Annotated in this window: 15 protein-coding genes (1 of these 15 only partly in view); 5 read left to right on the top strand and 10 right to left on the bottom strand. The window is 71.0% G+C overall.

The window, feature by feature from the left end; genetic code table 11:
• Positions 1 to 3,481 carry the beginning of a type I polyketide synthase gene (locus ACFZDL_RS30635; RefSeq protein WP_391193016.1) on the bottom strand. The gene continues 25,631 nt to the left of window position 1, outside the view, so 3,481 of the gene's 29,112 nt are visible here — the first part of the coding sequence; it begins with the start codon at positions 3,479 to 3,481; the stop codon falls past the left edge of the window.
• Positions 3,482 to 3,865: 384 nt separating this feature from the next.
• Positions 3,866 to 4,900 carry a GDP-mannose 4,6-dehydratase gene (locus ACFZDL_RS30640; RefSeq protein WP_353595021.1) on the bottom strand — a complete coding sequence of 345 codons (1,035 nt, stop codon included), beginning with the start codon at positions 4,898 to 4,900 and terminating at the stop codon, positions 3,866 to 3,868.
• A gap of 708 nt (positions 4,901 to 5,608) precedes the next feature.
• Here ACFZDL_RS30640 and ACFZDL_RS30645 point away from each other — a divergent pair.
• From ACFZDL_RS30645 to fxsT, 4 genes are all read left to right on the top strand, one after another.
• On the top strand, positions 5,609 to 6,283 hold the full coding sequence (locus tag ACFZDL_RS30645; RefSeq protein ID WP_353595020.1) for a LuxR C-terminal-related transcriptional regulator: 675 nt from the start codon (positions 5,609 to 5,611) through the stop codon (positions 6,281 to 6,283).
• Between the two features lie 295 nt (positions 6,284 to 6,578).
• On the top strand, positions 6,579 to 8,165 hold the full coding sequence (locus ACFZDL_RS30650) for a hypothetical protein (protein WP_353595018.1): 1,587 nt from the start codon (positions 6,579 to 6,581) through the stop codon (positions 8,163 to 8,165).
• Positions 8,162 to 9,304, top strand: coding sequence for a MoxR family ATPase (locus ACFZDL_RS30655; protein ID WP_353595017.1), 1,143 nt, complete (start codon positions 8,162 to 8,164; stop codon positions 9,302 to 9,304). Before ACFZDL_RS30650 ends, ACFZDL_RS30655 begins: the two co-directional genes overlap by 4 nt.
• 106 nt (positions 9,305 to 9,410) lie before the next feature.
• Positions 9,411 to 13,796 (top strand): FxSxx-COOH system tetratricopeptide repeat protein, encoded by a 4,386-nt coding sequence (gene fxsT / locus ACFZDL_RS30660; protein WP_391193050.1) that lies wholly within the window; start codon positions 9,411 to 9,413, stop codon positions 13,794 to 13,796.
• A 29-nt stretch (positions 13,797 to 13,825) separates the two neighbouring features.
• Here fxsT and ACFZDL_RS30665 read toward each other — a convergent pair whose 3' ends face one another.
• The 3 genes from ACFZDL_RS30665 to ACFZDL_RS30675 form a co-directional block, all read right to left on the bottom strand.
• The gene (locus ACFZDL_RS30665; protein WP_353595031.1) at positions 13,826 to 15,808 is read right to left on the bottom strand and encodes an HEXXH motif domain-containing protein; all 1,983 of its coding nucleotides are present in this window, start codon (positions 15,806 to 15,808) and stop codon (positions 13,826 to 13,828) included.
• A complete protein-coding gene (locus ACFZDL_RS30670) occupies positions 15,805 to 15,966 on the bottom strand; it encodes a hypothetical protein (protein ID WP_353595015.1) in 162 nt (53 codons plus the stop codon). The genes ACFZDL_RS30665 and ACFZDL_RS30670 overlap by 4 nt, the downstream gene beginning before the upstream one ends.
• A 131-nt stretch (positions 15,967 to 16,097) precedes the next feature.
• Positions 16,098 to 16,454: a hypothetical protein gene (locus ACFZDL_RS30675; protein ID WP_353595014.1), complete on the bottom strand. Its 357-nt coding sequence runs from the start codon at positions 16,452 to 16,454 to the stop codon at positions 16,098 to 16,100.
• 141 nt (positions 16,455 to 16,595) lie between these two features.
• On the opposite strand from ACFZDL_RS30675, the gene ACFZDL_RS30680 reads away from it, so the two are divergent.
• Entirely contained in the window at positions 16,596 to 17,261 is a 666-nt protein-coding gene (locus ACFZDL_RS30680) for a class I SAM-dependent methyltransferase (protein WP_353595012.1), read from the top strand.
• Here the strand turns inward: ACFZDL_RS30680 and ACFZDL_RS30685 are convergent.
• Genes ACFZDL_RS30685 through ACFZDL_RS30705 form a run of 5 tightly spaced genes read right to left on the bottom strand, consistent with a single transcriptional unit; the run spans position 17,236 to position 21,895 of the window.
• A complete protein-coding gene (locus tag ACFZDL_RS30685) occupies positions 17,236 to 18,354 on the bottom strand; it encodes an HAD-IIIC family phosphatase (protein WP_353595029.1) in 1,119 nt (372 codons plus the stop codon). The two genes, ACFZDL_RS30680 and ACFZDL_RS30685, sit on opposite strands and share 26 nt — an antisense overlap.
• 36 nt (positions 18,355 to 18,390) lie before the next feature.
• Positions 18,391 to 19,503 carry an acyl-CoA dehydrogenase family protein gene (locus tag ACFZDL_RS30690; protein ID WP_353595011.1) on the bottom strand — a complete coding sequence of 371 codons (1,113 nt, stop codon included), beginning with the start codon at positions 19,501 to 19,503 and terminating at the stop codon, positions 18,391 to 18,393.
• On the bottom strand, positions 19,493 to 19,768 hold the full coding sequence (locus ACFZDL_RS30695) for a phosphopantetheine-binding protein (protein ID WP_353595010.1): 276 nt from the start codon (positions 19,766 to 19,768) through the stop codon (positions 19,493 to 19,495). Before ACFZDL_RS30695 ends, ACFZDL_RS30690 begins: the two co-directional genes overlap by 11 nt.
• Positions 19,765 to 20,628, bottom strand: a complete 864-nt coding sequence (locus ACFZDL_RS30700; protein WP_353595008.1) for a 3-hydroxyacyl-CoA dehydrogenase family protein — start codon at positions 20,626 to 20,628, stop codon at positions 19,765 to 19,767. The genes ACFZDL_RS30695 and ACFZDL_RS30700 overlap by 4 nt, the downstream gene beginning before the upstream one ends.
• Positions 20,629 to 20,671: 43 nt before the next feature.
• Positions 20,672 to 21,895, bottom strand: a complete 1,224-nt coding sequence (locus ACFZDL_RS30705) for a cytochrome P450 (RefSeq protein ID WP_353595007.1) — start codon at positions 21,893 to 21,895, stop codon at positions 20,672 to 20,674.
• Positions 21,896 to 21,938 lie beyond the last annotated feature (43 nt).

Raw genomic sequence — 21,938 nt, forward strand, 5'->3', positions numbered from 1 at the left:
GCGCCACCTCGGCGAACGTGTCCTCACCGCGTGTCCAGGCGGCGCGCAGCCCCTGGAAGAGCGGCCCGTAGTCGAGGCCGTCCTGCGCCAGCCGGTCGTAGAGGCCGTCCAGGGCGAGGGGTTGCGCGTCGGCCGGCGGCCACTGGGCGGCGTCGAAGGCGATCGCGCGCCCGCCGGTGGTGAGCGCGCCGGTCGCATGCCGGGTCCACGGCAGTTCGTCGGTGCCCTCGCCGTCGGGCCGGGAGTAGAGGTTGAGGGTCCGCCGGCCGGACTCGTCCGGCCCGCCGACCCACATCTGCACCTGGACGCCACCGTGTTCGGGCAGGGCCAGCGGCGCGGCGAGGGTGAGGTCCTCGACCCGGTCGCAGCCGACCTCGTCCCCCGCGCGGATGGCCAGCTCCAGGAAGGCCGTCGCCGGCAGGATGACGGTGCCGCGCACGGCGTGGTCGGCCAGCCAGGGATGGGTCCGCAGGGAGAGCCGGCCGGTGAGCAGGAAGCCGTCGGAGTCCGCCAGGGACACGGCGGCGGCCAGCAGGGGGTGGTGCGCGGCGCCCATGCCCGCGGCCCGCATGTCGCCCGCCGGGGTCAGGGGGCCCTTGGGCCAGTACCGCCGGCGCTGGAACGGGTAGGTCGGCAGGTCCACCCGGCGGACGCCGGTCCCGGCGAAGTAGCGGTCCCAGTCGACCGGAACGCCGCGTACGTACAGCCCGGCCAGCGCGGTGGCGAGGGCCACCGGCTCGGGGCGGCCCGGCCGCAGCAGCGGTAGGGCGGCGCCGGGCCCGCCCATGTCCCCGCCGGTGTCCCCGTCCGGGTGCCCACCCCTGTGCCCGCCGGTGTCCCGGCCCGTGTCCTCGTCGGTGTCCTCGTCGGTGGCGGCGTGTTCGAGGCAGGTCCGGGTCAGCGCGGACAGGACGCCGTCGGGGCCCAGTTCCAGGTAGGTGTCGACGCCGTGTCCGTGCAGCCAGCCGACGCCGTCGGCGAACCGCACCGCCTGGCGTACGTGGTCCACCCAGTAGTCGGCGGACGTCAGCTCCCGCACGGTCGCCTGGGCACCGGTCAGATTCGATACGACCGGCACGACCGGCGCCTGCGGCGACAGCCCGGCGACCACGGCGCGGAACTCCGCGAGCATCGGCTCCATGCGGGGCGAGTGGAAGGCGTGGCTGACCCGTAGCCGCTTGGTCTTGCGGCCCTCGGCCGCGAAGTGCGCCTCGACCTCGGCCACCGCGTCCTCGTCGCCCGCCACCACGACGGCCGAGGGGCCGTTGACCGCCGCGATGGAGACGTGGTCGGCGCGCCCGATCAGCAGCGGAGCCACTTCGGACTCGGTGGCCTGTACGGACGCCATCGCCCCGCCGGCCGGCAGCTCCTCCATCAGCCGGCCGCGCGCGACGACCAGTCGCGCCGCGTCGGCGAGCGAGAAGACCTCCGCCGCGTGGGCGGCCGCGATCTCCCCGATGGAGTGTCCGGCCAGGAAGTCGGGGGTGATGCCCCAGGACTCGACCAGCCGGAACAGGGCGACTTCGACGGCGAACAGCGCGGGCTGGGCGTATGCGGTGCGGTCCAGCAGGGCGGCTTCCGGGGTGCCCTCGGCGGCGAAGAGGACGTCGCGCAGCGGGCGGTCGAGCCAGGTGTCCAGGGCGGCGATGGTGGCGTCCAGGGCCTGGGCGAACACCGGGAAGCGCTCCGCCAGGTCGCGCCCCATGCCCAGCCGCTGGCTGCCCTGCCCGGCGAACAGGAACGCCAGCTTGCGTGTGGTTCGCGCGGTGCCCCTGACCAGGCCGGCGGGGGAATCGCCCGAGGCCAGCGCGGACAGCGCGGCGGCCGCGGTGGCGCGGTCGCCCGCGGTGACGACGGCGCGGTGTTCGAAGCCCGCCCGGGTGGTGGCCAGTGAGAAGGCGAGGTCGGCGAGGCCGAGCCCGGGACGGGCGGCCAGGTGGGCGTGGAGCCGGGCGGCCTGCTCCCGCAGCGCCTCGGGGGTCCGGCCCGACACCGGCAGCGGCACCACGCCCGGGTCGAGCGTCACGGCGGGCTCGGGCGCCCTCGCGGGGTCGGTGTCCGGGTCGGTGTCAGGATCGGGCCCGGTCGCGGTGCCACCGGACCCGGTCGGCTCGTCCTCGGCCGGCGCCTCGGCGGGGGCCTGTTCGATGATGGTGTGGGCGTTGGTGCCGCTGATGCCGAACGAGGAGACCCCGGCCCGGCGCGGCTCGCCGGTGACCGGCCAGGCGGTCGGCTCGGTCAGCAGTTCCACGGCGCCCGACTCCCAGTCCACATGGGTCGAGGGGCGGTCGATGTGCAGGGTGCGCGGCAGCACTCCGTGCCGCATCGCCATGACCATCTTGATGATGCCCGCGACCCCGGCCGCGGCCTGGGTGTGGCCGAGGTTCGACTTCACCGACCCGAGCAGCAGCGGGCCCCGGTCGCCGCGGCCCTGCCCGTAGGTGGCCAGCAGGGCCTGGGCCTCGACGGGGTCACCCAGCGTCGTACCGGTGCCGTGCGCCTCCACCGCGTCGATCTGGTCGGCGGACAGCCGGGCGTTGATCAGCGCCTGCTCGATCACCCGCTGCTGCGAGGGGCCGTTGGGCGCGGTCAGGCCGTTGGAGGCGCCGTCCTGGTTGACGGCGGTGCCCCGCACCACCGCCAGCACCTCGTGTCCGTTGCGCCGGGCGTCCGACAGCCGTTCCAGGACGAGCACGCCGACGCCCTCGGCCCAGCCGGTGCCGTCCGCGGAGTCGGCGAACGAACGGCAGCGGCCGTCGGCCGACAGACCGCCCTGGCGGCCGAACTCGACGAAGGTGGCGGGGCTCGACATGATGGTGATGCCGCCCGCGAGCGCCAGCGAGCACTCCCCCGCGCGCAGCGACTGGGTGGCCAGGTGCAGGGCCACCAGCGACGACGAGCACGCGGTGTCCACGGTGACGGCCGGCCCGATGACACCGAAGGTGTAGGAGAGCCTTCCGGACATGACACTCGTGGTGTTGCCGGTGAGCTGGAAGCCCTCCACCCCGTCGGCCGGACCCACCCGGTAGTCCTGCGCCATCGCGCCCACGAACATGCCGGTGCGGCTGCCACGGAGGGTGCCCGGTTCGATCCCGGCCCGCTCGAACGCCTCCCAGGCCGCCTCCAGCAGCACCCGCTGCTGCGGGTCCATCGCCAGCGCCTCGCGCGGTGAGATGCCGAAGAAGTCGGCGTCGAACTCGGCGGCCTGGTGCAGGAATCCGCCGCGGACGGCCGTCGTGCCCGGCTCACCGAGGTCCCAGCCCCGGTCGGTCGGCCCGGCGGTGATGCCGTCGACACCGGACTCGACCATGCGCCACAGGTCCTCCGGGCCGTTCACCCCGCCCGGGTAGCGGCAGCTCATGCCGACGATGGCGATCGGCTCCTGTGCGGCGGCCTCCAGCTCGCCCAGCCGGCGGCGGGTCCGCCGCAGATCGGCGCTCGCCCGCTTGAGATAGTCCCTGAGCTTCTGTTCGTTGTCCATCTCACTCAACCCGTCTCGACGCTGGCGGCAGGCATTCCGCACAGGCAGGGGAGGGATTCGTCGCGACCGAACCCACCGGACATACGCGGCCGGGGAGGCGCCGGGGCCGCCGACCGGGGCCCGACCGGCCGTTTCCCCCCACTCGGGAAACGGCGGCCGGCGGCCCCATGGGGTGGCCGCGTGTGATGGCGGTCCGGGGCTCCCCCAGCCCAGTGTCATCACGGGCCCGCGAGGAAACCCCTAGTCCCTCGCCCCGGTGGCCGGGGAGCACAACGGAACACGCGAGAACACCAGGGAAAACCCGGGATTGGGAGGAAACCACGGGGGAAAACAACAGTGCCCGGTGGCGTTTGGACACGCCACCGGGCAACTGTGCGGGCGGATTCACCAGCTCGTGGCCGAGAGGAGATCGCCGTAGTCGCGTTCACGGGAGGCCTGGCGGAGGTCGGACTCCACCATCATGTTCATCAGTTCACGGAAGTCCACGGTCGGCTCCCAGCCCAGTTCGGTGCGGGCCCGTGTGCTGTCGGCGCACAGCGTCTCCACCTCGGCCGGGCGGACCAGGGTCGGGTCGATGGCCACGTAGTCCTCCCAGTCCAGGTCCACGCTTTCGAAGGCCATGCGCACGGCGTCGCGCACCGAATGGATACGACCGGTGCCCACCACATAGTCGGATGGCTCGTCCTGCTGCAGCATCAGGTGCATCGCCCGGACGTAGTCCCCGGCGAACCCCCAGTCGCGCACCGCGTCCAGGTTGCCCAGGAAGAGCTTGTCCTGGAGCCCGAGTTTGATCTGCGCCACCGCCAGCGAGATCTTCCTGGTCACGAACTCCGCGCCACGGCGTGGCGATTCATGGTTGAACAGCATCCCGGAGACGGCGTACATCCCGAAGGACTCGCGGTAGTTGCGGGTGATGAAGTGCCCGTACGCCTTGGCCGCGCCGTAGGGGCTGCGGGGATGGAAGATCGTGGTCTCCCGCTGCGGCGTCTCGGTGACCTTCCCGAACATCTCCGACGAGGACGCCTGATAGAAGCGGATCCCTCCGCGGCCTCCGCCGCCACGGGACTTGTCCAGCCCGCTCACCATGCGGATCGCCTCCAGCATCCGCAGCACGCCCATGGCATTGACCTCGGTGACCAGTTCGGACTGCTGCCAGGACATCGGCACGAACGAAATGGCGCCGAGGTTGTACACCTCGTCCGGCTGCACCGCGTCGACGGCCGCCACCAGGCTCGCCTGGTCCATCAGATCGCCGTCGACGAAGGTGACATCCGAGGCCAGCCGACTGATCCGCAGTTTCCTCGGATTGGCCTGGCCTCTGATCAGCCCCCAGACTCGATACCCTTGTGCAAGGAGGTGTTCGGCCAGATACGATCCGTCCTGGCCGGTAATTCCGGTGATCAGTGCACGTTTGGACATGAAGGATCCCTTCCACGACCACGGAAAGACCGTCGAGTGGTTTTTTCGCGCAGTGGGCGGCACAGGGAATTCGACGCATTCCACTGCATGAGGCACACCCGCAATGGCCGTGGGTCGGCTGCCCGGATCCGAATGCGAGGTTGTCTAGCTCAACCTTCACAGCCGCTCCGGAATGATGTCAAGGAAGCGGGAATACGCTAGGGGATTTCCGAGACTTGGGGCATCGGGCCGGGTTCGACGTCATCCATGTCTTCGCAGGTAGCAAGGGGATACCGGCCGGTTCATGACCCGTCGGCGACCATGTTCCGGTCCATGCACCGAGACTCCCGGCACGCCTCGATCACGCCTCCCTCTTACACTCCACACCCCATGGGCTAGCCGCCCGTCCCGGTGACCGACGCGGTCAATCGGGCAAGAACGGTCACCACAATGCGAGATACGGGCAGCGGAAGGGAGTACGGTTCCGATATACACTTGGAACTGAACCTAACACCCGTCACTGGAGCCTTTGGCAGCACGACGGGTTGACGTTCACGGGGGCAGCAAGAATCGTGACCGCACAGCTGTCACGGAAGCCAACTCAAAGCGCCAACTCAAAGCATGGCCAAATTGACGTCGGCGAGGCCGCATAACAGGTCGGCGCCCTCAGCATTTCATGGGCCACGTCCCTCGCGTCGTCGCTCATACGACCGAAAGAGGTGACTCCTCTTGACCCTCCCCCACACCATCCCGGTGACTTCCTCGGCCTCCGGTCAGAGTGACGACGGGATCCGGATCCGGGTGTCCCCGGGCGAGCACGGCACCGGCATGGCCACCCTCGACCCGGATCTGCGGGTCCAGGCGGGCAACGATGACTTCTTCCGCTGCTTCGCCGGCTCCTCGGCGGAGCTGTGTGGCCGTAACCTGTTCGAGTTGTTGCGGCCCAGCTCGCCCGCCGTCCTCCGGGAACACTTCCTGCGGCTGCACGACGGCCGGCGGACCCGGTTCACCGAACGGATCGTGGGACACCGCTCGAGCGGAAACCCGTTCTCGGGCGTGCTGACCGCCACCGCCGTCCAGGGCTCGTCGGACGGGCTGTCCGCCATCGTCGTCCTCGTCAAGCCGGACAACCAGACACCGCAGCACGAACCCGGCACCCAGCGCCGTCTGCTGCTCTCGCCGCTGGAGGCCCGGATTCTGGAAGGCGTGGCCACCGGTGCCTCGACCATCCAGATGGCCTCCAACCTCTACCTCAGCAGGCAGGGCGTCGAGTACCACGTGGGCTCGATGCTCCGGAAGATGAAGGCCCGCAACCGCGCCGCCCTGATCTCCCGTGCGTACGCGGCCGGCATGCTCACCGTGGGCACCTGGCCGGCCCGGGTCGTCTCGGACTTCGTGAAGTAACACCCGGTCGCCGTGACCGCTGCCGCGTGCCGGGGGGCGTCTCGGCGCCCGCGGAGCTGTGGGCCCCGCCCGCCGCCGGGCGCCACCTGATCGGTGAGGTGCCGGCGGGCCGGTTCGAGGAATCGCCGCCATCACCCCGTACCGGAATCCGGCTCGACGTCCCGGGTCCGTGTGATTCATACACGGATCGCGCCCAACCAGCCGATTATGCCTCTACGCTAAACGCTCGTGACGATGGGTATGCCGAACGAGCGCGATGCGAGGACGCGTTCGTCGGGTGCGAGGGGGGACGCACGTGTCGGAGCGGTTCTCGGAAAACCGTGCGCGGCGCCGGGTGCTGGGGGAGATGGTGAATGTCCTGGGAGAGTCAGCGGCACTGGCCGACGCCCGAGGGCGGCATCAGTGGCGGCGTGAGCTGTCCGAGGCGTTCGGCGGGCTGGAGCTGGAGCCCTATCCGACCCCTCATCAGGAGTTCTTCGAGGCGGTGCGCGCCTGCGGCGACCTCCCCGGGGGCCTTGAGGCGCTGTTGGAGATCACCGGCTTCGTGGCCCCGGCGCTCCCCCACCGGCTGCGGCCCCTGGTCGACGAGTGGAACGCGGCCGATCTGTACCGGGGGCGCGACTGGTCGGCGCTGCGGCAGGCGCTCGACATCGGTATCCCGGAGTTGAACGCGATCGTCGCCGAGGTCTGCGGGGACCGGTTCCGGCTCCCTCCCCACTGCACCACCGCCTGGCACGCCTTCCTCCATCTGGCCTGCCGCAACACCCCGCCCGGGGGGCTGCCGCCCAGCATGGTGCTGCTGGAGCGCCTTGCCCTCCACTCCGATCTGGCGTCCTCGGTCGGCGAGTTGTACGCCTGGAACGAGCACTTCGCCCATGAGTGGGGTCTCGCCGACGGCGAGGAGGGGCTGATCGCGATGCGCGCGGGGCCGACCGGTGGCCGTACGGCCGATGTCCTGCCCTGGGGCGGACGGAGCGCGGACGGGCTGGACGGCGAACCGGAGCGCCCGGTGATCAGGCTGTTCGTCAAGGTGGTGCCCGATCTGACCCCGGTGGACGCCAAGGGGCGGAAGCAGGGCCGTCGAGAGGCGCGTTACAGACTTGCCGCCCGGGTGAGATACACCGAGTCCTCCGGGCTGCACCGGGAGCCGCAGGGCGAGCCCCGCGAACTGGTGACACGCAGCAGGATTCCCGTCGCGGTCGCGGAGCTGCTGACCCGGATGGCGGAGCTGTGGCAGTCGCGCGCCGAAGAAGTGGTGTTGGAGTTCTTTTTACCCACGGAGCTGCTGAACGAGCCCGTCGAGTGGTGGAATCGGAATCCCCAACTGGGCTATGCCAACCCGATTTTGAGCAAGTACCACGAAATATTCATCCACAGTCTCGAGCGAGTGCAGCGGCGCGAGCTCCACCACGCCTGGCGTATGCGCTGGGCCCGGTGGAGGAGCCGGCCCGAGCAGGCGGACGTCCACTGGTGCGACGCCGAGGGGCGCTCGGCCGACGAACACCTCGCGCTGCTGGACGCGCGGATCGGGCGGCGGGACGAGGTGGTGGCGATGGTGCTCAGTGAGCCCCCGAGGCCGAGAAGCGGGATGGGGCTGCGCGAGCTGCGGCTCGGGCTCGACCTCGGAGTCCCCGTACTGATCCACCATCGTGCGGACAGCCTGTCGGAGGCCTTTCGCAGCGTGGTCCGCGAAGGACTGGCCGAGGACGGTCTGTCGAAGCTTCCCGAGCGTGCGAGACAGTGGAAGAGCGACTGCGCCGCAGGTGGAATCGGTTCGCAGGATGACCCGGTCAGGGATCTCAGCGTGATCTGGGACAACCCCGAACTGCTCCTGGACGGTGGGCCGTGTGCTCCCGCCACCTTCGTAGGGGGGATCGATTGAACACGCCCGAGCGGAGCGGAGCGGCCGACGTGCCGCCCGCCACGGCCGCGGTCCGGTACCAGGGGACGGGAGCGGTGCTGCCCGACGTCCCGTACGAGGAGCGCCAGTGGCCGGAGGGGCCGCGCTGGCGGACCTTCCACGGCGGTCCGTGTCTGCCCCAGCCGCCCGACGACGACGAGGCAGACCGGCGGCTCGGCCCCGTCGGCGCGGTGCGCAGGCCCTCGGCCGAGGAAGTCCGTCTGGTCAACGCGGCGATCCTGCTACGGCGTCCGCTGCTGGTCACAGGCCGCCCCGGGGTGGGCAAGTCCACCCTCGCCTATCGCATCGCCCGTGAGCTGAGGCTGGGCCGGGTGCTCCAGTGGCCCATCACCTCCCGGACGACCCTCGCCTCGGGTCTGTTCGAATACGATGTGATCGGCCGCGCCCAGGCGGGCCAGGCCTGGTACGCGGCACGGCAGCACAGCGGTCCGGCGGACGGCCCGGACGGGGGCGACCCGGCTTCCGGTGACGAAGCCCGGGTGGACATCGGCGAGTTCATCCAGCTCGGCCCGCTGGGCACCGCGCTGCTCCCCCATCGCCTGCCGAGGGTCCTGCTCATCGATGAGCTCGACAAGGGCGACGCCGACCTCCCGAACGACTTGCTCACGCTCTTCGAGGACGGCTGGTACTCGGTGCCCCCACTCGTACGGGTGAAGCGCCGGTCGCCCGAAGTGATCGTCCACACCGCGGATCCGGGCAGAACCGCCCCCATTACGGAAGGCCTCGTGACCACTCGGTCATTCCCTCTGGTCATCATGACCTCGAACGGGGAGCGCGAGTTCCCGGAGGCGTTTATGCGCCGCAGCCTTCGATTCGATATACCGGACCCGGGCCCGGAGGCACTGGGCGAGCTGGTCGCCGCTCACTTCGCCGACCAGTTGGGCGACATGCACGACAGGCTGGTCCGGGACTTCATGACACGCAGCGAGCAGGTGCACGGCCTGGCGGCGGATCAGCTGCTCAACGCCGCCCATCTGGCGACCTCCGGCGCGTACACCCCTGCCGAGGGCGACGACGCCGAGTGGCAGGCCCTGCTCAGCGCGATCTGGCATCCCCTGAGTACCGACGTACGCGCCGACGGGGCGGAACCGGGTGCCTGAACGTCCGCCGGTTCCCGAGCGGTCCGGGGCGGACGGTGCGGCTGACGGCCCTGCCACCTCCCCGGACCACGGACGCCTGCCGGTCGCCGGGCTGCGGTGGTGGGAGGTGGCGGACGCGCTGTGGCTGGCCCGACACCACCCGGAGCTGGCCGGGCCGTCGCGATCCGAGACTCCGCCGGAAACCCATGAGCCACCGGCGCCCGGGGAGCAGCGGCCCGCCGCGCCGACACCGGAGCCCGAGATCCCCCGGCCGGACGCCGGACCGCCGGCCGCACCACCCACCACATCGCCGACGAGCGACGGCAGCGCTCCACAGGGGCGGTTACCGGAGGGCCTTCCACAGTCCGGGCCGCCGCGATCCCCTGTGGCCCCTCCCGCCGATGACCCCGCGCCCACGCGATCGGCCCGCTTGTCCGCCGACCGTACTCGCCGGCCGCGGGTCTCGCCACGCCCCGGGGCCGTCGACGGCCTCTCCACGGCCCAGGTGGCGTCCGCGTTACGCCCCCTGCGCCAGTGGACGCGTTCGACGCGCCACCAGGAGCTGGACGAGGAGGCGACGGCCGAGCGGCTGGCCGAGGCCCCGGGGCTGCCCCCCGCGATGGGGCCGGGCGCCGAGCGCCGCTGGGACGCGGTCCTGGTGGTGGACGCGGGCCCGCAGATGACGCTCTGGGCCGCTCTCGCCCGGCGCTTCATGGCGGCGCTGCGCCACCACGGCGGCTTCCGCGATCTGCGGCTGTGCTTCATGGACACCCGCTTCGACCGCCCGGGCGGGGTCGTGCTGCTGGGCCCGAACCGCCGGTCGAGGCCCCAGCCCCCGAGGAGCCTGGCCGATCCCACCGGGCGCCGGATCGTGCTCGTCCTCACCGACGGCCTCGCCCCCGCGTGGCGCGTGGGCGCCGTCCAGGAGGCGCTGGCCATATGGGGCCGGCATCAGCCCGTGGCCGTACTGCAGACGCTCCCGCAGCGGCTGTGGCACCGCACCGCCCTCGACCCGCGGCGGGTCCGGCTGCGCGCCTCCGGCCCCTGGGCCGGGAGCGCGCGGATGGACTGGGAGTTCACCGAGGCCCACCTCGCGGGGCCCGTCACGGAAGGGCCGGGCGGCCGGCGCCCGGTACCGGTGCCCGTCCTGGAGGTCGCCGACGAGTGGATCGCACCCTGGGCCCGCTTCATCGCCGGCGAGGGACCGCGCTGGACCGAGGTGGCCGCGCTCCTCGTGCCCCCGCGCCGATCCGGGGCTCCCTCCCCACGGCCGGAGCACACCGGGCCCCCGGCCGGCGCCGCGGAGCGCGTCGCCCGCTTCCGGGTGTGGGCCTCGCAGGAGGCCTTCTCCCTGGCCACCCGGCTCGCCGCGGTGCCGCTCGACCTTCCCGTCATTTACGCCGTTCAGCGCCGTACGCTGCCTCGAACGGGTCCGGCCCATCTGGCTGAATTCTTTATGAGCGGTCTTGTCGAGCCCGTCCCCGAGAGCGGCGGGAGTTCTTTTCTCCTCGGCCAGGGAGTGCGTGAGGAGCTGCTCGCCTCGAGCACCCGGCAGGCGACGGAAATGGCGTCGAGGATCGCCGCGGAGTTCCTGGCGCCGCACAGCGGTGCGGCCCGCGAGCTGCTTGTCCACCTCAGCGGCGGGGATGTTCCGCCGGAACCCGAGGTCACCGGGGAGAACCTCCATTTCCGAGAAATCGAGCATGTCGTACTGGAGGCGCTGTCCGGGGTCCATTTGCGCCGCGCCCGCCGAATCCAGCACGTCATCCGCACCGTCCGCGCTTCATCGGATCAAAGGATTGCCCCAACGGCGCGCGGAGAGATCAACCCTGCCGAACACAACGAAGGCCCTGTCACAGTGAATATTCCAGGAACGCCTGAGACGCCTGTCCCCCCGCAGCAGGGAGGTGTCGGCGACGGCGCACGTCGAGGAGGTACGAATTTGACCGCGGTTTCCCAGGGCGCGACGACGCCGGATTCGGGCGCGTCGCTCGAGCGAGGCTCCTCCGGACCGTCGGCCCGCCCCGCCGTCTGGGGGAACATGCCGCCGCGGAACCTCGTCTTCACCGGGCGCGAGGCGCTGCTCGAGCGTTTGGAACGTGATCTCCGTGACGGCCCGACCGCGGTGCTTCCGCACGCGCTGCACGGCATGGGCGGTGTCGGGAAGTCCCAACTGGCCCTGGAATACGTTTATCGACATGCCGCCCGATACGACGTCGTCTGGTGGATTCCGGCCGAGCGGCCCACCCAGATCGCCCAGGCGCTGGTGGAACTCGCCCAGCGGCTGCACCTTCCGGTGACCGGTGAGGCCATCACCGCGGTGCCCGCGGTCCTGGAGGCGCTGCGCACCGGGAATCCCTACGGCAGTTGGCTGCTGGTGTTCGACAACGCGGAAAGTCCGGAATCGGTACAGGAGTTCTTCCCGAGCAGCCCGGCGGGCGGTCCTTCCGGGTCCATTCTGGTCACCTCCCGCAATCCCCAGTGGAACACGCTGGCCCATCCGCTGGAGGTGGATGTGTTCAAACGCTCCGAGAGCATTCAGCTCCTGCAGCGCCGAAACCCCGACCTCCCCGACGCGGAGGCGGACCAGCTCGCGGCGGTCCTCGGCGATCTGCCGCTGGCGGTCGAGCAGGCATCGGCCTGGCGGGCGGAGACCGGGATGCCGGCGGCGGAGTATCTGCGGCTCTTCGAGGAGAAGCGGGCCGAGCTGATGTCGGTGTCCCCGCCGACGCACTACGAGCAGACGGTGGCCACCGCGTGGAACGTCTCGCTGGACCACCTGGCGAGCAAGAACCCGGCGGCGCTGCAACTGCTGCAGATCTGTGCGTACTTCGCCTCCGAGCCGGTGGCCCGGTCGCTGTTCTCCGGCGCCGCTGTCGAGCCCATCGCTCCGGACCTGGACCGGGCGCTGACCGACCCGCTGCGGCTGGGCCGCGCCATCCGGGAGATCAACCGCTACTCCCTGGCCAAGATCGACCATCGCAACAACTCCATCCAGATGCACCGTCTGGTGCAGTCCGTGCTGATCGCCCGGATGACCGAGGAGCAGCGGGAGCGCATGCGGCGCGGTGCGCACATGCTGCTCGCCGCCAATGCCCCGCGTGACCCGCAGGACCCCGAGCACTGGGGGCGGTTCGCCGATCTGTATCCGCATGTGGTGGTCTCCAGGGCCGTGGAGTCGGACTCCCGGAACGTGCGGCAGATGGTCATCAATCTGGCGCAGTACCTCTACTTCTGGGGCGATCACGAGGCCGCGCGCGACTTCGGCCAGCACGCGTACGACATCTGGCGGGAGAAGTACGGGGAGGGCGATCAGCACACGCTGCTGCTCTGCCGCGATCTGTGGTACGTGCTGTGGCGGATGGGCCGCTACCAGGAGGCCTCGGACCTGAGCGAGCGCATGCTGGCACAGGTGCGGGAGCTCGGCACCGACGCGGAGGAGGAACTGCTCTCCACCCTCGGCCAGGTGGCCGCCGACCGCCGTGCCCGGGGCGACTTCCGGGGATCGCTGGAGATCTCCGAGGAGGTGTACGAGCGGGCCGTGCGGGCGTATGGCGACGAGGACCCGCTGACGCTGACCCATTCCCACAACATGGCCGTCGCTCTGCGGGCTTCCGGCGAGTTCAACCGCGCGATGGAGCTCGACCAGGAGACCTATCGGCGTACCGTGCTGCTCTTCGGCGAGGAGACGTACGACAGTCTGCTCTCGGAGATGGGGCTGGCGCTCGACCGGCGGGAGGCGGGCGAATACGCCCTGGCGGCCCGGATGTTCGAGGAGCTGGTCGACAAGTTCCGCAGAGTGTTCGGCGAGATGAACCCGAACACGCTGCGCACCGTGGGACGGCTGGCGGTCTCCCGGCGCAAGGCGGGAGACCACCCCGGAGCGCTGGAGCTCAGCAGGCCGGTGCGCAAGGCCCTCACCGAGCGCTACGGCGAGCGGAGCCCGGACTCCTTGATCTCCTCCCTCAACCTCTCCGTGGATCTGCGGCAGACGGGAGCCCTCGACGAGGCCATGCGGCTGGGGCAGTCGACCAGGGAGCTTTACGAGGAGGTCTTCGGCGAGGACCACCCGGACACCGCAGCGGCCGATGTGGACCTGGCCATCACCCTGCGGCTGCTCAACGAGGTGGACACCGCGCGCGCCATCAACGAGTCGGCGCTCCGGCGGGCCCGCGCGGCCCTTGGCGACACCCACCCCTATGTGCTGATCGCCTCCGCCAATCTGGCCAGTGACATGTTCGCGCAAGGTGATGCCGCCGCGGCCGCCGAACTCGACCAGGAAAACCTCGAGGTGATCAAGGCCACCCTGGGCGAGACACATCCGACGGCGCTGATCGTGATGGGCAACCTGGCCTGTGATCTGAGAGCGCTGCACCAAAGCGACAAGGCCGAGACCCTGCATGCCACAGCGGTCAAGGAGCTCCAGGCCAAACTCGGCGAAGACCACCCCGCCTGCGCCGACACGGCGGCCTGGCGGCGTGGCAACTGCGATGCCGACCCCATGCCGCTCTGAGGCCACCGGCCGCGAGCCGGGCGTCGGCCTCAGGCCGGCGCCTCGGCCGCACGGCCGATCCATGCGGCGACCGCGACGGGCTCCGCGGGCTCTCCCGTCGCCTCCCCGATCGCCCGGTGCACCGCACGGACCAGCTCCGGGCACCGAAGCAGCGCTCGGCCGGCCGTCCGGTGCCCGCCGGAGGAGTCCAGCGCGAGCCGCAGGCCCGCCCAGGCGCCGGCGGTGGAGTGGAAGACCGCCGCACCACCGGGCGCCGGGCCCGGTCCGGCGCTGATCTCCAGCGCGTACAGCTCCCTCGCCGCGGTGGCATCCCCGGCGACCAGGAGCAGGTCGGCGGGCCTGGCGCCCTCCACGGTCGCGGCAAGGCGCTCGGGGTCCGCTTGGAGCTTCGCCAGTGCGGGTTCCATGAGCCGCATCCGGGTGAGGACGGCCCGGGCGTCCAGGTTCCTGGCGGCGGGGTCCGGCACCAGGCGGGGCGCCGGGCAGCCTTGCCGGGGGATGACCCGCGGAAACGGGCGGCCGGTGTGGCCGCCGGTGATCCAGTGGTCGACCAGTTCCGCCACCAGCGAGGGATCGGGTGCGAGATGGTGCAGCCGCCAGCTCACGGCGTGGTCCTCGGCCACCCGCTCGGCCTCGTCCACCAGCGCCCCGGGGACGGAGGCGTCCGCCCAGTCCGACACGGTCTCGGTCAGCTGCCCCAGGAACCGGCGGCCGAGGCGGGTCAGCTCCCGATCCTCGCTCAGCAAAGGCAGCACCCGCAGCAACTGCTCCCTGCGCAGGGCGAACTCGAACTGGGCCAGTGCCGCCTCGTCCGGCGGCGCACCACCGCCGAGCACATACCCGCGCCAGAACCGGGCCACGGCGGAGAAGGCGTAAACCCCGTGCAACATCCCGTTCAGCGGCCGCGGGTCGTCCCGCCACGGCGCGTACAGCCGCGGCCGGTTCTCCTGCGTGTGCAGGGAGTACATATGCATCAAGGCGCTGAGTTTGCTGTGCTGGGTCTCATGCGTGAGGATCGCCGCGAACTGGGCGGCGGCAGCGGGCTCCGCCGCCGTCGGTTCCGAGGCGGCAAGACCGCCCATGCCACCGCCCATGGTGGCGCTGTGCCAGCGGAAGGGGGTCGACGCGGGCAGCGGCTCGATGGAGCGGAGGCAGGCGGCGACGTCCTCGGCCGCCTGCGGATCGGCACGTCCCAACAGCGGCCAGGCACGCCGCAGCAGTTCACCCCAGCGGCCGGCCTGCTCGCCCGGCGACGGTGAGTGCTCCGCGGCGGGGTCAGCGGGGAGGAGGCGATACGGGCCGAGGTCGCTGAGGTGAACCTCCTGCGGCCCTTCGGGGAGTTCGAGGACGAACGTGGTCGGCGGATGCCATCCGGGGGCGGTCTTCGGGCAGGGAAAGGCCACGTGGAGCGTTTCGCCGCCGTGGCGGAGCGTCAGCGCGGCACCGTCGAAGTCCGCCTGTACGGCCCCCGCACCCGCTGGACCGGGGAGGGCGGCGCGGCCCAGCGAGGGAAACCAGACCGTGCCCGAGCGCGCGGGGAGGCGGAGGGAGAAGGACAGGCCGGTCCGTATCGCGGAAGCCGCGGCGATGAGATGCATGTGCCCGGTGTCCACCCACAGGGGCGCATCCTCGCCCGGGGGAACGCCGTCCTCACGTAATCGGCGCAGCGTGTGCTGGAGCCAGGCACCTGTCTCCGGCAGCAGCAGGAGGTCGTCGGTCACCGCGCGGCTCAGCCGCTCGGCCTCGCTGAGCAGTGCCCAGGCGTGGTCGAGGTCGTCCAGGGGGCCGATGGCGTCCGGACGGTCGGCCGCCATGGCCATGAGCAGCCCCAGCAGAAGCAGCCGATGGCTGCGCTCCGCGTCCCAGAGGTGGGCGATGACCGCCGCCCCACCGCCACCGGCGGCCAGGGCGTCGAAGTGGCGCGGGGGAAGCCCGTGCCGCGGAGCGCGCGCCGAAGTCGAAGGACGGTGCCGCTGGAAAGGATCTTCCCCGCCGCTGCCGACTGGCGTCACATGTTCCAACTGGTCTTGGTGTCAGCGGCGACGAAAGCGCCCGAACCGCAGAGCTTCCGCAGCAGCTGCGCTTCGATCTGATCCCACTCCAGACCGTGATGTACGCGTAGGTTCTCAAAACTGACGCCCGACAGATCGAGCAGTTCCGACTCGATCACGGTCCCAGGCCGATCCATCCCGCGCTGACCTCCCCGATTCCGGGCCAAACCTCTCCCGTTCACCCATGATGTCCCAGCACCGGAGCGACGGGTAGCCGCGTCTCGGACACCTTTTCCACCAGGATCAGCGTTCAACCAGCGTCAAAACCGGGCATCTCGGCCAGTATCTCGGCCAACTCACCCAGCGCGTACGACCCGGCGTCCACCGTCTCCACGGCCTGCCACAGCAGGGTGAGACCGCCGGGAAAGGCCAGACAGGTCTCCACCACGCCCACCAGGTCCACCCGGGTGATCGGCGAGCGGGGCAGACTCGCGTGGATCTCGGGCGGGAGCAGTCCGAGGACCTGGGCGCGTGCGGCCGGATCGGACATCACCGGGACCGCCTCCAGCGCCAGGACCAGCCGCTTGCGCTGGTCGAAGCCGGGCCGGGCGCCCGGCCTCCCGGGCGGTTGTGGGCCCTGCCCCTGACCGTGTCCTGGCTCCGGCACCCGTATCGCCCCCTCCGAACCCGGAAATGGACTCTATCGCCGGGACGACGGGATTTGAACCCGCGCCCCGTCCCTGATTTCACAACCAGCTCCGCGTCCTTTTTACGCAACGCCGTCGATCGGGTCTGGTAGCGTGAAGTCGTGGCAGATCAGCTGAAGTTCTCATCGGAATTGATGTCCTATATCCGGGAAACGTCGTTGCGCGAGGACGACGTGCTGCGCGAACTGCGCGAGCTGACCGACGAACTGCCCATGGGGCGGGCAATGCAGGTCATGGCCGAAGAGGGGCAGCTTCTCGGTTTGTTGGTCGGGATCACCGGGGCTCGCGATGTGCTGGAAATCGGGACTTTCACCGGCTACAGCACGCTGTGCATGGCGCGCGCCCTGCCCTCCGGCGGTCGCCTGGTCACCTGTGACATCAGCGCCAAATGGCCCGACATCGGCACCGAGTACTGGAAGCGGGCCGGCGTGGCCGATCGAATCGACGTCCGTATCGGCGATGCCACGGAAACGCTGACGACATTGCTCGCCGAGGACGGAGCCGGCGTCTTCGACCTCGTCTTCATAGACGCCGACAAAGCGAATTACCGCACCTATTACGAGAAGTGTTTCGAACTGCTCCGGCCCGGTGGTCTCATCGTGGTCGACAACACGCTTTTCTTCGGGCGGGTCATCGACGCGGCCGCTCAGGACCCCGACACGGTCGCCGTCCGCGAGCTGAACTCCGCCCTGCGGGACGACGACCGCGCCGATATCTCCTTGCTGCCGATGGCCGACGGGATCACGCTGGTGCGGAAGCGGCCCTGACGTCGGCCGCCGCCCGGCCGGCCGCGGGGGCGCTGCGCCCCGCGGTCAGGTCCGGGGCGGTCAGGTCGATCGTCGCGTGCGGCTCCCGCCGGTCCGCGGTCAGGTGGAGCCGCCGCAGGCCCTCGACGTCCGTGTCGGGCAGCGCGGCCAGGCATTCGCACGCTTCGTCGCCGAAGCCGGCGAACCGGTAGGCGATCTCCATCATGCGGTTCCGGTCGGTCGGCCGGAAGTCCGCGACCAGGTGCGCTCCGGCGCGCGCGGCCTGGTCGGTGAGCCAGTTGATGATCGCCGCCCCGGCGCCGAAGGAGACCACCCGGCACGAGGTCGCCAGCAGCTTCAGGTGCCAGGCACCCGGGTGGGTCGCCAGCAGCATCACGCCGATCGCGCCATGCGGCCCGAAGCGGTCGGTCAACGACGCGACCAGGACCTCGTGGTGGGGGTCGGCGAGCAGCGCGCGCAGCGTGGCGTCGGAGTAGTGCACCCCGGTGGCGTTCATCTGGCTGGTGCGCAGCGTGAGCTCCTCGACCCGGAGCAACTGCTCGTCGGTCGCCCGCTCGATCCGCATCCGCAGGTCGAGCGAGCGCAGGAACTCCTCCGTGGGGCCGGTGAACGAGGACTGCGCCGCCTCCCGTTCGAACCCCGCCTGGTACATCTGGCGGCGCCGCCGGGCGTCCACCGTCACCGTCCGCGGGCTGAACTCCGGCCGTTCGGTCAGCGTCGCCACCTCGTCGGCGCCGTAGCACCGCACATCGGGCAGGTGGAACGTCACCTCGGCCCGCTCGGCGGGCTGGTCGTCGACGAAGGCGACCGCGCGGTGCGCGAACCGCAGCCGGTCGGCGATCTCGCGCACCGACTCCGACTTCGGCCCCCAGCCGATCCGGGGCAGCACGAAGTACTCGGCGAGCCCGAGCTCCTCCAGCTTCGCCCAGGCCAGGTCGTGGTCGTTCTTGCTGGAGACCGACTGGAGTATGCCGCGGGAGTCGAGGGCGACGATCGTCTCCCGCACCGACTCCGGCAGCCGCACCGCGTCGTCCTCCAGCAGCGTGCCCTGCCAGAGCGTGTTGTCCAGGTCCCAGACCAGGCACTTCACCATGGTCACCTCGTCCTGCACGGATCCTCCCCGATTCGATCAGTCCGCCGTGGCGAGGGCGTGCTGCGCCAGCATCAGCTGGCACATCTCGTTGCTGCCCTCGATGATCTCCATGAGCTTCGCGTCCCGGTAGGCCCGCGCGACCACGTGTCCGTCCCGGGCGGCCGCCGACGCCAGCACCTGCACCGCCGAGGCGGCGGCGGTGGCGGCGTTGGTGGCGCCCACGTGCTTGGCCAGCACGGTCGCGACCACCATGTCCGGCGACCCGGCGTCCCAGCAGGCGCTGGCGTGCTCGCAGGCCCGGGTCGCCACCTGCTCGGCGACGTACAGCTCCGCGAGGTGGCGCGAGACCAACTGGTGCTCGGACAGCGGCTTGCCGAACTGGCTGCGGGTCGTGGCGTGCCGGGCCGCGGCGTTCCGGCAGGCGCGGAGGATGCCGACACACCCCCAGGCGACCGACATCCGGCCGTACGCGAGCGCGGTGGTGACCAGCAGCGGCAACGGCAGACCGACCCCACCGAGCACGCTGGAGGACGGCAGCCGGACCGCGTCGAAGCGGATGTTGGCGTGGCCGGCCGCCCGGCAGCCCAGCGGATCGGCCACCCGCTCGATGTGCACACCGGGCGCGTCGGCCGGGACGGCGACGGCGGCCGCGCCGCCGTCGCACTGCCCGAACACGATCAGCAGATCCGCGTAGCCCGCCGCGGTGACCCACACCTTGCGCCCGTCGAGGACCACGGAGTCACCCGTGGTCTCGATCCTGGTGGACATGGCCGACAGGTCCGAGCCCGCGTCCGGCTCGCTGAATCCGACCGCGGCGAGCCGTCCGCCGGTCAGCTCCGGCAGCAGCCGCCGCGCCTGCGGTTCGCTCGCGAGCCGCTGAACGGTCCAGGCCGCCATCCCCTGCGAGGTCATCACGCTCCGCACGGAGCTGCACCGGCTGCCCACGTACGCGGTGAACTCGCCGTTGTCCCGGCTGGTCAGGCCGAGGCCGCCGTGTGCCGTGGCGACCTGGCCGCACAGCACACCGCGGCTGCCCAGCTCGCGCAGCACCTCGACGGGGATCTCCCCGTCGAGGTCCCACGCGTCCGCCCGGTCGGCGACGAGCCGTTCGACGAGCGCGTACTCATCGGCCAACCGCTCAGGCGTCATGGGCCGGCACGGACGAGTCACGAAGGCGGAGCACCAGCTCGGTCATCCGCTGCACGGTCCGGAAGTTGTCCAGCTTGAGGTCCGCCCCGACGACGGCCACCTGGAAGTTCTGCTCGAGGTGGACGACGAGCTCCATGGCGAACATCGACGACACCAGCCCGGTGGCGAACAGGTCCTGTGTCGCGGGGACCGCGGTCTTGGTCCTCGTCTCCAGGAAGGCCAGCAGGTTCTTCTCGATGGTGTCCGGGGTGATCTGGTCCGTCATGACATCGCCTTTCCGTAGTCGTAGAAACCGTGGCCGCTCTTGCGGCCGAGCTCGCCGTCGCGCACCTTGCTCAGCAGGAGGTCGCACGGCTTGCAGTTGTCCTCGCCGGTGCGCTCGTACAGCGCGGCGAGGGAGTCGACGAGGTTGTCGAGCCCGATGAGGTCGGCGGTGCGCAGCGGGCCGGTGGGATGGCCGAGGCATCCCTCCATCAGCTCGTCCACCGCCTCCACCGTGGCAGTGCCCTCCTCGACGATCCGCGCCGCGGCGTTGATCATCGGGTGGAGGAGTCTGCTGGTGACGAAACCGGCGGCGTCCTGTACGAGGACCGCGCGCCGCCCCAGCGCCGTCAGCAGGGCCACCACGGCCTCGACGGTGGCGTCGGCGGTCCGCGGGCCCCGGCTGACCTCGACCATCCTGATCAGGTACGAGGGGTTCATGAAGTGGGTGCCGACCAGGTCCTCGGGCCGTGTGGTCCAGCCGGCCATCTCGGCGATGGGGATGCCCGAGGTGTTGGAGATCAGCGGGGTGCCGGGCCGCACCGCGGCCGAGAGCTCGGCGAACACCTTTGCCTTGGTCTCGGCCGACTCGGTCACCGCCTCGATGACCGCGGTCGCCTCCGCGGCCTCCGCGAGCGCCACCGTGCAGGTCAGCTCCCCCTGCTCCCGGCCCGCCGGCAGCGCGCCCATCAGCTGGGCGTGGCGCAGTTGCTGGTGGATCCGGCCGCGCGCGGTCTCCAGTGTCCCGTCGTCGACGTCGACCAGGACCACCGGGATCCCGTGGCCGAGCGCCAGGGTGGCGATGCCGGTGCCCATCACCCCCGCTCCCACGATGGCGACTCGGTGTTCGGTCGGATTGGTCATATGGTTCAGCAACTCCGTTCGGATGGGTGTCGGGACGGTGGGCTCACAGCCGGACCGGCAGCTTGGCCGGGCCGCGCAGGCTGATCCGGTCGTTCCATTCGACCTCGCCGTCCAGCCGCAGCCCGGGGAAGCGTCGCACCAGCTCACCCATGGCGATCTTGCCTTCGAGGCGGGCCAGCGCGGCGCCGAGGCAGAAGTGGATGCCGCTGCCGAAGGAGAGGTGCCGACGGGCGTTCGGCCGGTCCAGCCTCAGCTCTTCCGCGTCCGGTCCGAAGAACGCCTCGTCCCGGTTGGCGGCGCCCAGGTTGGCGAGCACGAAGGACCGGGCGGGGATCACATGCCCGCCGACCTCGTAGGGCTCGAGCGTGACGCGCCTGCTGATGTGCACCGCCGCGTCGTAGCGCAGCATTTCCTCGACCGCGTTGTCCTCCAGGTCCGGCCTGGTGCGCAGCAGTTCCAGCTGGTCGGGGTTGCGCAGCAGCGCGAGGGTGCCGTTGGAGATCAGGTTGACGGTGGTCTCGTGGCCCGCGACATACAGCAGCGTGACCTGGGCGACGAGCTCGTCGTTGCTGAGCACGTCCCCGTCCTCCTCCGCGGCGAGGAGCGCGGTGAGCAGGTCGTCGGCGGGGTTGCGCCGCTTCCAGTCGACCGCCTCGCCGACCATGGCCGCCAGCTCCACATCGGCGTCCTTGACGGCGCGCAGCACCTCGGGGCCGGTGACGGGTTCGACGGAGCGCATCAGCGTGTCGGTGAGGTCGCGCAGCCGGTCCTCGTCGGTCGGTGGCATCCCGAGCATCCGCGAGATCACGGTGAACGGCAGCGGGAACGCCAGCGAGGGCACGAGGTCGCCCCCTCCCTCGCAGGCGAGTTCGTCCAGCGCCTCGCCGACGAGGTCCAGGATCAGCGGCTCCATGCCCGCGATCGCGCGCGGAGTGAACACCTTGGAGACCAGCTTGCGCAGCCGGGTGTGGCCGGGCGGATCGCGGTCCAGCATGGCGAGCCCCTTCAGCCGGGGCTCGATCGGCACGTCCGCCCACTCGTAGGTCTTGCGGAACGGGCCGGGGCCGACCTGGCCCTGCTCGACCGACATCCCCGAGCGCAGCAGGGCGTGCACATCGTCGTAGCGGTTGAGCATCCAGAAGCCCAGCGGGTGTTCGTGCACCGGCACATGCCTGCGCAACTCGGCGTAGTGCGGGTACGGGTCGTTCTTGAACTCCGGCGTGAACGGGTTGAACACGACGGACTCGTCCGGTGACACGGCGGTCATGGGATCTCCTGGCTGGGTGAAGCTGGGTGAAGGGGGCTGTGGC

It is taken from the genome of Streptomyces sp. NPDC007917, assembly GCF_042959105.1.
Lineage (GTDB): Bacteria > Actinomycetota > Actinomycetes > Streptomycetales > Streptomycetaceae > Streptomyces.

What these genes read in the sequence shown, in the direction of transcription:
- ACFZDL_RS30640 (WP_353595021.1), bottom strand. Translation starts at nt 4,900, where the DNA reads ATGTCCAAACGTGCACTGATCACCGGAATTACCGGCCAGGACGGATCG.
- ACFZDL_RS30685 (WP_353595029.1), bottom strand. Translation starts at nt 18,354, where the DNA reads ATGGTGAAGTGCCTGGTCTGGGACCTGGACAACACGCTCTGGCAGGGC.
- ACFZDL_RS30690 (WP_353595011.1), bottom strand. Translation starts at nt 19,503, where the DNA reads ATGACGCCTGAGCGGTTGGCCGATGAGTACGCGCTCGTCGAACGGCTC.
- ACFZDL_RS30695 (WP_353595010.1), bottom strand. Translation starts at nt 19,768, where the DNA reads ATGACGGACCAGATCACCCCGGACACCATCGAGAAGAACCTGCTGGCC.
- ACFZDL_RS30700 (WP_353595008.1), bottom strand. Translation starts at nt 20,628, where the DNA reads ATGACCAATCCGACCGAACACCGAGTCGCCATCGTGGGAGCGGGGGTG.
- ACFZDL_RS30705 (WP_353595007.1), bottom strand. Translation starts at nt 21,895, where the DNA reads ATGACCGCCGTGTCACCGGACGAGTCCGTCGTGTTCAACCCGTTCACG.